We start from the raw sequence: 12,463 nt of genomic DNA on the forward strand, positions 1-12,463 counted from the left end.
CTCCCCTCTTAAGAATTTAATTCTGCTCTGCGTTCCTCAAAATTTTTTACCGCTTCATCAAGGGTTTGTTCTCCAATCAGGTACAGCTCCAGTTCCTCCACATAAATGTTGGTAATGTCGCTGTATCCAGGTATAAACAGAGTTTCTGAAACCTTGCTGATATCCAGCATATTACCCGCTCCATCTACACCAATCGACTCTTCAAAGGTATTTATGACATCATCGTCAATATAAGCAGGAATTGCGCCGTAAGAAGCCGTGATCAGGGCAGCCTCTTTGCCAGCCATAAACTGAACAAAGTCAAAGGCGGCTTCCTGCTTCTCCGAGGCAGCATTAATGCCGACAAAGGTACTTACGCCTCCTATCGTGAGTTTCTCCCCCTCCTTATCAACCTGTGGAATCATGGCTATTCCCAATTCGAAGGTATCCTTAAGCTGCGGGTTCTTCTTAAGCATTGCCAGCGCGTCACTGATGGACCATTCACCGCCGGGATACATGTAGCAGTTACCAGTAGTAAAGAAATTAATTCCATCGGTTCCGCTGCTTCTCATATCAGTAAAACTCATATGGGAATTATCGATATTATAGTATTGGTTTAACCGTTCCATCCAAATTTTTAAAGGAGTGAGATCATCGTCTGCCAGATTGGATCCCTTCTGGAGCACTTCATAAGTACAGCTGTTCCAATCAGGAATATAGCTTCCGTAAATTTTATCTTTCCCTTCACCTTCAGTCAGTTCCATAGCAAGCTTTCCGTATTCATCCCATGTGAGATTATCCGGATAAGCAATTCCTTTTTCGTCAAACATTTTCTTATTGTAAAACAGGCCATAGGAAGAGGACCGATAGGGAAGCACATAGAATTTACCATCATACTTTGTTTCAGCAAAACCGGTGCCGTATATTCCCAGGTCCAGCCCGCTGTCTTTGATATTCTGGGAAATATCGACAAGATTTCCTGTTGATGCCAAATCACTGGCCATCGAGCCCGAACGAAGGTTAAATATATCGATATCATTTTTCCCTGCCAGCATCGTGAACAGCTTATCTTCATAGTCATTGCTGTTTACCTGCGTCATCTTCACTTCTGCCACTGTACTCTGTGCATTGTAAGCGTCCACAATATCCTGAAGATAATCGCCCTCGCTCCATGCATAGTAGTTTAGTTGAACCTTACCGGTACTGTCTCCTCCTGAAACGGTATCCGACTGAGCTTCAGACTGCGTTTTCTCCTGCGTTCCTGCCGGTATGCTCTCCTGTGTTTTTCCTGCGCAGCCCGCCAGTGCTGCGGCCGCCATAAGTGCTGTAAAAGTCATTGGTATCATGCGTTTTGTCATATTACTTTTCCTCCCTCTCCATTTCGATTTCTAATCAGTTTTCCAGGGTACTAACCAACTTCCCTGCGATAAAGCGATTATAGATGATTTTTAACAACTCTTACAAGCTGGTCTTTTCTCTGCAAATCCTTATAACGAAAAAACGATTAGATTTTCTAATCGTTTCAGACTGTAGACAAAATGGTTCCTGGTGCGATGCACCCGGAACCATTTTGAATTTTATATAGAGATATATTGGTTCGAATATACAGACAAAAGAACAGGGTTTCCTTAGCCCGCCCTTTCTCCATTTCCAGATTGCCAGTTTCTTTAGATTCATACATGCAAATAAAAGGGTCAGCTCCATTGTCACTTTTGCCAATCCTCTGTACTGTGTATATCTCATTCCATGTTTTTCTTTTCCGTCTGCAAAGACTCGTTCGATGGTTTCTTTCCGTTTCTGATAGATTTCTTTCATCCCTGTCTGATGACGGATTTCCTCCACCTTTTCCATGTACCCCTCCCATACATGGCGGCTTACCACCTTTACATGGTCTTTGCTTCCTGTACATTGGTTTTGGTACGGACAATCCTTACACTTTTTTCCATCGCTTTTGTATTCTCGGTATCCATCACGGTTTGTTGTGCTGTATTTTAGGATCTGATTATTCGGGCATAAATAACAGTCAAAGTATTCATCATATACATAATCGCTTTTTCGAAAATACCCTTTCTTTGTCATTGGACGTTTATAGGGCATAACCGGAACCTTTCCTTCCTCGATTAGCGTTCTTGCGATTGCTGGTATCTTATAGCCTGCATCCATTACATAGTATTTAGGATATTTTACCCGTTCGCTTACTTTCCGGTACAGTTCCCAAAAGGATACGCTGTCGTGGACATTCCCTGCTGTCACTTCAAAATCTATGACATAATTATTTTTATCACAGCAGGTATTGGCTGCATAAGCAAACACCTGCTTGTGTTCCCCTTTGTGGAACCAGCCACTGTCGGGATCGGTAGTGCTGACCTTTTTGTTTATGGTCTCTGGCGTGGACTCTTTTTCTTTCAATGGCTTTTTCCCGTGTTCCAGCCTGTCCTTCTCTATTTCCTCCTGCAGCTCCTTTTCGTAACATCGGGCTTCTTTTTCCATGGTTTCATTCTGATATTTATGAGGGTTTGCACTGGCTTTGATGTGGGTACCATCAATAAAAAGACTTTCCGTATCCAGGAAACCACAGGCATCCACCTCCATTAGAATCCGGGAGAATATCTTTTGAAAAAGATCCGTATCCTTAAAGCGTCTGGTATAGTTCTTCCCAAAGGTAGAGAAATGAGGGATATCCTCATACAGGCCGTATCCCAGATACCAGCGGTAAGCAAGATTCACTTCAATCTCTTTGATTGTTTTGCGCATGGAAGGGATGCCAAACACGTATTGGAGGATCACGATTTTCATTAATACAACGGGATCAATGCTTTCCCTGCCATAAGGTTTGTAGAGATCTTTAACCTCGTCATAAATAAAGCTTAAATCAATGGCTTCCTCCAGCTTTCGAACCAGATGACCGGAAGGGACGAGGTCATCCAGGCTTGCAATCTGTACCTGAGAACGTTCTGAATAATCTTTTTTCCCCATCATAAGAAAAAACCTCACTTTCGTATAGTACTATTATACTACATCGAAATCCTGAGTGAAAGAAAAAAGACAACCGCCTCCTATTAGGAGGCTAGTTGTCTACAGTCTGAAACGATTAGATTTTCTAATCGTTTTCCGTCATTATGCCTAAATCCCTCATTTCTATTCTAATGGCTGATTCTTCTGGGCCTGCCTTTCCTTAACTTTTTCCATATAATAAAAAAAACCGCTGGAATCTGCCTTCTGCAATACATCCTCAATCGATTTGCACTTCATTTTTTGAAGAATATTCCGTATATGGGTCTTCATCGTCGCTGTACCGATATAACGCTGTTTACAAACCTCCTTCTGAGACAATCCCTCATGCAGTGCACTAAGTATATCCCGCTCGGTATCCGTAAGCAGCTGAATCAGATAAAGATTGTAGATCAAACTTTCCTCCTGATCTTTAATCCTCTTAAATTCTGTCCTGATCTTTCTTGCAACCTTCGGCTTCATCACGGACCGGTCGTAATAGGCATCCCTGACGCACTGAATCATGTTCGCGCTGGTAGCCGTCTTTTGTACGTAATCACAGGCACCGGCCTGGAAAGCCGCATAAACCATTGCATCCTCTTCATAAACCGTCAATATGATTATCTTTATCTCCGGAAGTTCAGATAAAATCTGCTGCGTAGCTGTGATTCCTGCATACCTGCTTTCCATTTCTATATCCATAAGGATGACATCCGGCCTGGTGACTGCACTCTTTAATACAGCCTCATATCCATTATGTGCGACAGATACCACTTTCATATCTTGCGTATGTTCAAAGATATCCTGATATCTGTGGCAAAGGGACGGAATATCATCTACAATCATCACTTTTATCTCTTTATCTTCCATATATCCTCCATTTATTCTACAATCGGAAGATAAACTGAAAAAACAGCTCCTCCGTCAGCAGAATTCTCCACTTCTATTTTCCCATTGTGACTCTGAATAATCCGTTTAACAAAGGAAAGCCCAATTCCCCAATTATGCTTTGTCGATTTGGTTGAAATAAATGGTTCAAATAAATTATCCATAACAGACGGGCTGATTCCAGGCCCTGAATCTTTAAATTCGATTTTTATCTGCCTGTCATAAAGCGTCGTAGTCACAGTAATCGTTCGTTCTCCTACCAGCTGATCTTTCATTGCATCAACTGCATTAAGAATCAAATTCTGGAAAACCTCTTCCATGTAATGGCCATCGCAAAACACCTTCACTTCTTTATTTTCAGCAGTATCAATCAAATTAATTTTATTTTCTGCAAACAGTTCTTTATTCTTTTTAAGCGTATCCGCCAGAATCGTCAAAATATTATTTAAGGATTGATTTAATACAATACGGTTTGCATTCTGCTGGAGCAGATCTAAACGTTCATACACCTCCAGACAGCTATTACGAATCGTTTCCAGACCTTCCCGGTGTTCTTCCGGAGCCTTCATCACCCATTCTGCTTCCGACAAAATACCCAACATTTCATTTTTTATATAGTGGCTGAATACCCTGATGGATATTTCTGAAGAAGCAGCAATGGTTGAAAATACATAATCTTTCTCCCTGAGTTTTCTTGCCGCACGGTCATATCGGTAAGAACTCAACAGAAGAAACAATAAAAAAAGAATCACAAGATAGGGAATCATTCTCATGAAACGAATATAAGGAGGCATATCCAGGGATTTATAAGCGGTATAGTTAAGTGCTCTGGACATCCACAAAAACGAATCCGGTAAAGAAAAATACATATAAAAATAAAGAATACAGATCCCCGCATTCATTGTAGTCAGCGACCACTTCATAACTCTTAAATCCTTTATCGGTTCTTTTCTGACAGCATTCCTGACCATATACACAAACGACATTAATATAGTTAAAAAATTACCGCTTACCGTTATCCCGTGAAAGACCTGATATACACGTCGAAAAACTACCGGATCCGGAAAAAAGCCAAGGCCTCCATAATAGAAAAACCGGACAGAAAAAGGACTATACAAAATAACCTGAGCCAGCCAGAAAATTACCAGTCCCATTCGCAGTCTCCGCTGCTGCCGCGGCCAGTCAATCTGTGACAACGTATAATTACAGATTAAAAACAGAAGACTGCTCATATTCATTCCGCATACCAGAACCGATTTGCTGATATCTATGTAAATCAACTTCCCAAATAGCTCTTTGCTGATATTAAAATATTGAAATATTGTATTGTTAAAGTAATTATCCTTCGCCATATAGATCATGGAAAACAGAGTTACACAGATGAAAGAAAATAACATTCCAAACACAAGAAATATTTTGGTTCTGCTTTTGCCCATCGCATATCCCCCGTTTCTTCAATATCCTGTTTATTATAGCATAGAACTGAAACAGCGGCTACGCTGATAAATTCTCATATGGCTGTAAAATTTATCCAACAACCTTTTGTTTTAAACTTAACGGTTTTCTCAGTCAACCATATTGAAAGCCCCTGGTCCAATCATCGTTGAACCAGGGGCATATCTATAATTTTTATCATTCCGCCGTCCGGTATATATACCTCCTCTCATACTCCTCCTGCGGCATGGGCTTCGCATAATAGTAGCCCTGGACGTAATCGCATCCGACGGTACTGAGGAAATCTCTCTGTTCTTGCGTTTCTACGCCTTCCACAATCACCGGGATTCCAAGGCGGCCGGCCATCTGAATCACCGATGAGAGTATGATCTTCCCCTTCTCTGCCTCCATGCCTCCGGAAAGGAAATTCATATCCACCTTGAGGACATCCACGTCGATGTCCTTCAGCATGTTTAACGAGGAGTAGCCACTGCCGAAATCATCCATCATAGTCACAAAACCGGCGCGCCGCAGCGCATGGATGGCTGCCATAATCTGCTCCGGATCGGAGGCATAAGCGCTTTCGGTGATTTCCAGATTCAGCAGGGATACGGGAACGTGATATTTCTCTGTCAGCTTCTGCAGCACCTCGACCAGCTCCGGATCAAGGAGAGTGCCCCTGGAAAGGTTGATGGTGACGGGATTTAAGTTTTTTCCATCGCGGCGCCATTTCCCGATGATCCGGCATACATACTCCGCCACATAGTAATCCAGCTGGACGATGAAGCCAATTTTCTCGAATACCGGGATAAATTTACCTGGCGGGATCAGACCAGCCTTGGGATGGTTCCAGCGCACCAGCGCCTCGGCGCCAAAGTCCTTATCTGTGGAAAGGGCGAATTTCGGCTGAAAAAAGATGATAAACTGCTCCTGTTCCATCGCCCGACGCATATCATTCATGATCGCCGTCTCTTCCGCTTCCCTCTCTTTTTCCCCTTCATCATAAAATCCAAGACAGGAAGCATACAGATGCTTGCACTTTTTGCTTCCGATGAAGGCCCTGACGTACATTTCCTCAACGGACAAGTCCGGCTCCATCACAACGTAGGCGCCGACCGTAGGTTCCAGCAGATAATCTTTCTGATATTCGTTTAAGTATTCTCTCAGGTCCTTAATCTGCTCATCCAATATATCCGGATCAAAAGGCTGGCAGATGCAGAATGTGTCCGCTATGATTCTGCCGTATGTACACATTTCAAAGCGTTCTGCATGTTTCCTTATGATCTCAGCCAGGAAAATAAGCAGTTTATCGCCTTCCTCCTCGCCGTATACAGAATTGTACAGCCGGAACCGGTCGATATCAAACCGCAGCAGTACGAACCGTGTATCCCGGTGCGCGTCGATCATGCGCCGCGTCTCTGCAAACATCTTGCCCCGGTTGTATAAGCCGGTCAGCGTATCGTGCTGCATCAGAAATTCCATACGGCCGGGCAGCACCCGTTTTCTCTGTATCCATCGTTCTCTTCTGCCGGCGGCTCTCCCCGGCATGGTTCTCTTTCTTTTTCTCTTCATCACAGTCACCTCTATTCCGGGAAATTATGCAGGCAGACATTCACAGATCATGCGGAGCACCTCCATCCCGCTTCTAAAGCAGGCACTCCCCCTGCTGTTTCTGATGACGCCCTGTATGCTGGCGTTCTGTCTGGAATATATCGTGACAGCAAATACATTTTCCCAGGTATTCAGACGGTTTCGAATTGGACAAAACTTCACTGTACGCGGAACCGTTTCGGCATCCGAAATAATTTTCGTTCTCTTTTTCACCAGATCCATCTTTACCAGGTGACGGCGGTCTCCGCTGTCCACCGGCATTCCTTCTCTGTCCAGAATGTATTCCATCAGAAGCAGCATGTGATCAAGCCCGTGAAAGCAGAACGATTTTTCCTGGTATAAAGACTGCAAATATCCGCTTTTCGTCTGATTTTTGCAGTTTTCAATGACAATTATCAATACCGCTCTCATATGATTTCCTTCTCTCATTCGTATGGGCCGCCTGATACCACAGAATAACTATTCTGTGGTATCAAAAAGCCTTATTTAAAGTTAAAAAATGAAACTCTAATTATTTTACAACAAAAAATAAGGGGAGTCAATGTACATATCTATGGTTTTACCCACAATAAACAGGCCGGAGAGAACGCTGATTCTTGCCGGTCTGGTCGCGTAGCAGTATAGAACCCATTATTATCCTGAATGAAAGAAAAATAGCAGATATGGAGAGCGCCCTCTGTGATTTTCGGACTGCTGATACCACAGAATAGTTATTCTGTGGTCAGACTGTAGACAACTAGCCTCCTAATAGGAGGCGGTTGTCTTTTTTCTTTCACTCAGGATTTCGATGTAGTATAATAGTACTATACGAAAGTGAGGTTTTTTCTTATGATGGGGAAAAAAGATTATTCAGAACGTTCTCAGGTACAGATTGCAAGCCTGGATGACCTCGTCCCTTCCGGTCATCTGGTTCGAAAGCTGGAGGAAGCCATTGATTTAAGCTTTATTTATGACGAGGTTAAAGATCTCTACAAACCTTATGGCAGGGAAAGCATTGATCCCGTTGTATTAATGAAAATCGTGATCCTCCAATACGTGTTTGGCATCCCTTCCATGCGCAAAACAATCAAAGAGATTGAAGTGAATCTTGCTTACCGCTGGTATCTGGGATACGGCCTGTATGAGGATATCCCTCATTTCTCTACCTTTGGGAAGAACTATACCAGACGCTTTAAGGATACGGATCTTTTTCAAAAGATATTCTCCCGGATTCTAATGGAGGTGGATGCCTGTGGTTTCCTGGATACGGAAAGTCTTTTTATTGATGGTACCCACATCAAAGCCAGTGCAAACCCTCATAAATATCAGAATGAAACCATGGAAAAAGAAGCCCGATGTTACGAAAAGGAGCTGCAGGAGGAAATAGAGAAGGACAGGCTGGAACACGGGAAAAAGCCATTGAAAGAAAAAGAGTCCACGCCAGAGACCATAAACAAAAAGGTCAGCACTACCGATCCCGACAGTGGCTGGTTCCACAAAGGGGAACACAAGCAGGTGTTTGCTTATGCAGCCAATACCTGCTGTGATAAAAATAATTATGTCATAGATTTTGAAGTGACAGCAGGGAATGTCCACGACAGCGTATCCTTTTGGGAACTGTACCGGAAAGTAAGCGAACGGGTAAAATATCCTAAATACTATGTAATGGATGCAGGCTATAAGATACCAGCAATCGCAAGAACGCTAATCGAGGAAGGAAAGGTTCCGGTTATGCCCTATAAACGTCCAATGACAAAGAAAGGGTATTTTCGAAAAAGCGATTATGTATATGATGAATACTTTGACTGTTATTTATGCCCGAATAATCAGATCCTAAAATACAGCACAACAAACCGTGATGGATACCGAGAATACAAAAGCGATGGAAAAAAGTGTAAGGATTGTCCGTACCAAAACCAATGTACAGGAAGCAAAGACCATGTAAAGGTGGTAAGCCGCCATGTATGGGAGGGGTACATGGAAAAGGTGGAGGAAATCCGTCATCAGACAGGGATGAAAGAAATCTATCAGAAACGGAAAGAAACCATCGAACGAGTCTTTGCAGACGGAAAAGAAAAACATGGAATGAGATATACACAGTACAGAGGATTGGCAAAAGTGACAATGGAGCTGACCCTTTTATTTGCATGTATGAATCTAAAGAAACTGGCAATCTGGAAATGGAGAAAGGGCGGGCTAAGGAAACCCTGTTCTTTTGTCTGTATATTCGAACCAATATATCTCTATATAAAATTCAAAATGGTTCCGGGTGCATCGCACCAGGAACCATTTTGTCTACAGTCTGACCACAGAATAGTTATTCTGTGGTTATTTTATCTAATCCGATTCTCATCCGGTTCATGACCTTTTCATACTGTCTCGTACTTGTCGCCACATAGATGCGCGTTGTCTCGATCGATGAATGGCCAAGAATATCTGCCAGATGGGCCAGATTCTTTTCGATAGAGTAAAAAGTCTTCGCAAACAGGTGCCTGAAATTATGGGGAAACACCTTTGACGGATCCACTTTTGCCCCCTTACACAGCTTCTTCAGGGAATGGCAGATATTGCTCCGGTCCAGGTTTCTGCCGCTTTTCGTTCGAAAGATACAGCCGCTTCTTATTTTTTCGCTTCGGATAAATTCCTTCAGCTTCTTGATCAGATTTCTCGGAAAGATAATCAGGCGGCATTTTCCCTTCATATAGATCTCTGTTTTCCCCCGGCAGACTGCTTCCACGGTGACGTAGGGCAGCTCGCTGATTCTGATGCCCGTGCTGTAGAGTACCATCATCAGATAATAGAGCTGAGAGTTTCCCATTCTCCCCGCACTGTCCAAAAGCTTTCGGTAGTCGTTCTCCGTCAGTTCCCGATCCTCATCGATATAAGCCTTTTTCTGAACCTTCAGGAATTTTACCTTGCACATATCCAGATTCATAAATTCCAGATACGAATGGATGGCCGAGAGCTTACCGTTGACGGTTCCTGCCTTGTACTGGCTGCTGAGATACCGCCGGTACTGCAGGATCGCCTCTTTGCTGATCTCGGCTTTATCCATATAGGCAAACAGTTGTTCCACCTCGTGTAAATACTTGCTTATGGTGGAATCGGCTTTTTCCTCATTTTTCAGATAGTCCTCATATCGTTTGATGTTCATTGCAATTTCCATAACAGGCCTCCATTTTTCTAGTAGATATTTTTAAGTGGTTGTATGGCAAAGGCACAGTACACCGAAACGGCAATCTGTGTCTCATGCAGCCTTTTTTAGTTTCCTTATAATCGGGCAGAACTATACATCGGTTTTGGGACTTATGATGAATGATATGAAATAGAAGCAATTCATGAAACGTGCCTTTGCGTTACATCAGAAGAACACACAGGCAGTACTAGAAAAGCCGGCATTGAAACGATGCGCTCAATACCGGCTTTATATCCACTGATACGTCATATTTATGACCCTGATTCTGACCCTGATCAAAATCATGGCCGATCTGTTTCCATTTTCTGCAGCATAACATACACATCATCGTAAATCTGGCCGTTTGCAGGCCAGCATTTAGGGGCTTCCCCTGCACTAATTGGTTTATATTTCCAATTATTATAATGGATACAGTAGCAAATCTCAACTTACCTCGTTCGACTTAACATGGACCGCTGTGCAGACAGCGAACATTTTACAGTCAATAGTTTCTGTATATCGTCAAAATTTTCCTTACATGCAACTCGATAATGAATCCAGCCGCCGTCACCGCAGGGATACTTTGTGTCAATGTACTCCCTGGTATATGGATGCAGCTGGCCGTAGACGGAATCATACTGCTTGTCAGACAATCGGACCATGACAGTAAAACCATTGTTTTCGGCAAAAATATTGCATACCAGTTTTTGCTTCAGCCGGTGAGCGATCCCCCAGCCGTACTGATTGCCATAGGGAAAGACGACCTTCTGCTCTGTCGCAAATGTCTGGGACAGCCATTCGTTCAACGAGGTAAAGAATCCTCCGTTTTCACCGCAATACGCGGTCATCCCGGCAATTGTTGGTTCTTCTTTTTTATTCAGCATTCTTTCGTACATAGCGGCCTCCATCAATTCTTATTGTACGTTCGATTGTACCACAAACGCTGCGCACGAACAACTGATTTTCCTGGGCAGACTGGGAAGCAGAGGCCGACAGGGCTGTGAACTGCAACTATTTTTCTGCCAGGACCATAAAAAGCGGAGAAGTGTTCATCCACAGCTTTTCTTTTAAGGAGCCTTCCGCCCTTTTCCGTTCTTCGTCCAATATAATTTTCCGGTTAATATTCGTATCGACGGTTATGGATTTCATTCCCAGGCTGATCAGTATATCTACATCCCACTGTGGACGGATCAGGCTGCTGATTCCCAGCTGACTGGCTATATCGTTCCGCTCCCGCAGCATTTCCAGGCTCTGGGCCGGGTGCTCGTATCTGCCGGATAACGCTGCATGAACGCTCTCTTCCAGCTCCCCCGCCTCTCCCGCCCGGTCGGCCTCCAGGAAGGCAGCTCCGTAATTCGCATCGCAATTCATCAGACGGCCGCCGGGAGCCAGAACCCGTATCATCTCCTGATACGCCTTCTCAGGATCGGGAAGTGTCCATGTCACATTGCGAGTAAATATAAAATCAAATGATTCGTCGGGAAATTCCAGAGCCTGCGCGTCCATCCGCAAAAACCAGATATCATTGCAGTTCAGCTTTTCCGAATTCATAATCGCATGGTTGATCATCTCCTGCGAATAGTCAATTCCCACCACTTCACAATTCAGATCGTGAAGGATAATTGAGAAAAATCCCGCTCCGGTTCCCAGATCAAGCGCCCGAATCCTCTTTTTATCGGGCAGCGCTCTCTTTATCTGCTCTGTCCAGTTCATACGCTTATACTCCTTTAATTCGGCCAGCTGGGCATCACTGAATTCATCCGCCCTCATCGACCAGTATTGATTAATTCTTTCCTGAATGTCCACGGTTATTTCACCTCTGATAAAAATGAGAAACAAATAAAAAAACCATGAAAGTAAGCGCTGAAATGGATGCGCATTTCCCTTCATGGTATTACAATTCATCTTCGTGATGATATTAAAATCATTATAGCATAATTCAGGCTGTTCGGCCAGTTTTTTACGCAAATATTAATTATTATTTACTCAAACGTTTGCTTGCTTTTCCAGATCTTTCGCCGTTCCCTGCTGCCGGATTACACCTTCTCTGTTGCTGAAATTATCCGCGATCAGCTCTCCGTCCACGAAAGTTTCCAGGGACATCGGACAAAAAATGCCAGAGAAAGACAGGTATTTTTCCCGGATAGATGATACAGTTTACTTATAAAGATTGGAGGGAACACTATGAAGAAACGGCCAGTCACAACACTATTTATGCTCAGTTCTGTAGATGGGAAAATCAGTACGGGTAATTCTGATCTGCTGGATGTGGACAGCGATTATCCTGCGATGGACGGCGTAAAGGAAGGGCTTCATCAATACTATGAGATTGAACAGACAACGGATCTGTGGTCCCTGAATTCAGGGCTCGTACAGGCCAAGCTCGGCGTAAACCAAAAAGAGCTG

General features: G+C 43.5%; 10 protein-coding genes and 1 pseudogene. 2 read left to right on the plus strand and 9 right to left on the minus strand.

Annotation, left to right across the window (positions count from 1 at the left end; genetic code table 11):
* Window positions 1-8: 8 nt before the first annotated feature.
* From ACLTD4_RS19810 to ACLTD4_RS19835, 6 genes are all read right to left on the minus strand, one after another.
* On the minus strand, window positions 9-1,337 hold the full coding sequence (locus tag ACLTD4_RS19810; RefSeq protein ID WP_117623447.1) for an ABC transporter substrate-binding protein: 1,329 nt from the start codon (window positions 1,335-1,337) through the stop codon (window positions 9-11).
* A gap of 100 nt (window positions 1,338-1,437) precedes the next feature.
* Entirely contained in the window at window positions 1,438-2,958 is a 1,521-nt protein-coding gene (locus ACLTD4_RS19815; RefSeq protein ID WP_412331493.1) for an IS1182 family transposase, read from the minus strand.
* 159 nt (window positions 2,959-3,117) lie between these two features.
* Window positions 3,118-3,840 carry a response regulator transcription factor gene (locus ACLTD4_RS19820; RefSeq protein WP_055652525.1) on the minus strand — a complete coding sequence of 241 codons (723 nt, stop codon included), beginning with the start codon at window positions 3,838-3,840 and terminating at the stop codon, window positions 3,118-3,120.
* A gap of 11 nt (window positions 3,841-3,851) precedes the next feature.
* Window positions 3,852-5,012: a sensor histidine kinase gene (locus tag ACLTD4_RS19825; RefSeq protein WP_172683588.1), complete on the minus strand. Its 1,161-nt coding sequence runs from the start codon at window positions 5,010-5,012 to the stop codon at window positions 3,852-3,854.
* Window positions 5,013-5,490: 478 nt separating this feature from the next.
* A complete protein-coding gene (locus ACLTD4_RS19830; protein ID WP_117623446.1) occupies window positions 5,491-6,864 on the minus strand; it encodes a putative bifunctional diguanylate cyclase/phosphodiesterase in 1,374 nt (457 codons plus the stop codon).
* Window positions 6,865-6,888: 24 nt separating this feature from the next.
* The gene (locus tag ACLTD4_RS19835) at window positions 6,889-7,332 is read right to left on the minus strand and encodes a hypothetical protein (protein ID WP_117623445.1); all 444 of its coding nucleotides are present in this window, start codon (window positions 7,330-7,332) and stop codon (window positions 6,889-6,891) included.
* A 399-nt stretch (window positions 7,333-7,731) separates the two neighbouring features.
* On the opposite strand from ACLTD4_RS19835, the gene ACLTD4_RS19840 reads away from it, so the two are divergent.
* Window positions 7,732-9,246, plus strand: a complete 1,515-nt coding sequence (locus tag ACLTD4_RS19840; RefSeq protein WP_412331494.1) for an IS1182 family transposase — start codon at window positions 7,732-7,734, stop codon at window positions 9,244-9,246.
* Here the strand turns inward: ACLTD4_RS19840 and ACLTD4_RS19845 are convergent.
* The 3 genes from ACLTD4_RS19845 to ACLTD4_RS19855 all read right to left on the minus strand — a co-directional run bounded on the left by ACLTD4_RS19845 (window position 9,200) and on the right by ACLTD4_RS19855 (window position 11,863).
* Window positions 9,200-10,048, minus strand: coding sequence for a tyrosine-type recombinase/integrase (locus tag ACLTD4_RS19845; protein WP_070102306.1), 849 nt, complete (start codon window positions 10,046-10,048; stop codon window positions 9,200-9,202). The genes ACLTD4_RS19840 and ACLTD4_RS19845 overlap by 47 nt on opposite strands.
* A 458-nt stretch (window positions 10,049-10,506) precedes the next feature.
* On the minus strand, window positions 10,507-10,953 hold the full coding sequence (locus ACLTD4_RS19850; protein ID WP_055652521.1) for a DUF3788 domain-containing protein: 447 nt from the start codon (window positions 10,951-10,953) through the stop codon (window positions 10,507-10,509).
* Between the two features lie 115 nt (window positions 10,954-11,068).
* Window positions 11,069-11,863, minus strand: a complete 795-nt coding sequence (locus ACLTD4_RS19855) for a class I SAM-dependent methyltransferase (RefSeq protein ID WP_207660934.1) — start codon at window positions 11,861-11,863, stop codon at window positions 11,069-11,071.
* Between the two features lie 378 nt (window positions 11,864-12,241).
* Between ACLTD4_RS19855 and ACLTD4_RS19860 the strand changes: the two are divergent.
* Window positions 12,242-12,463 (plus strand): annotated as a pseudogene (locus ACLTD4_RS19860) (deaminase); the annotation flags it as partial.

The organism is Hungatella sp., assembly GCF_046966825.1.

What these genes read in the sequence shown, in the direction of transcription:
- ACLTD4_RS19835 (WP_117623445.1), bottom strand. Translation starts at nt 7,332, where the DNA reads ATGAGAGAAGGAAATCATATGAGAGCGGTATTGATAATTGTCATTGAA.
- ACLTD4_RS19850 (WP_055652521.1), bottom strand. Translation starts at nt 10,953, where the DNA reads ATGTACGAAAGAATGCTGAATAAAAAAGAAGAACCAACAATTGCCGGG.
- ACLTD4_RS19845 (WP_070102306.1), bottom strand. Translation starts at nt 10,048, where the DNA reads ATGGAAATTGCAATGAACATCAAACGATATGAGGACTATCTGAAAAAT.
- ACLTD4_RS19825 (WP_172683588.1), bottom strand. Translation starts at nt 5,012, where the DNA reads ATGGGACTGGTAATTTTCTGGCTGGCTCAGGTTATTTTGTATAGTCCT.
- ACLTD4_RS19815 (WP_412331493.1), bottom strand. Translation starts at nt 2,958, where the DNA reads ATGATGGGGAAAAAAGATTATTCAGAACGTTCTCAGGTACAGATTGCA.
- ACLTD4_RS19840 (WP_412331494.1), top strand. Translation starts at nt 7,732, where the DNA reads ATGATGGGGAAAAAAGATTATTCAGAACGTTCTCAGGTACAGATTGCA.
- ACLTD4_RS19810 (WP_117623447.1), bottom strand. Translation starts at nt 1,337, where the DNA reads ATGACAAAACGCATGATACCAATGACTTTTACAGCACTTATGGCGGCC.
- ACLTD4_RS19820 (WP_055652525.1), bottom strand. Translation starts at nt 3,840, where the DNA reads ATGGAAGATAAAGAGATAAAAGTGATGATTGTAGATGATATTCCGTCC.
- ACLTD4_RS19830 (WP_117623446.1), bottom strand. Translation starts at nt 6,864, where the DNA reads ATGAAGAGAAAAAGAAAGAGAACCATGCCGGGGAGAGCCGCCGGCAGA.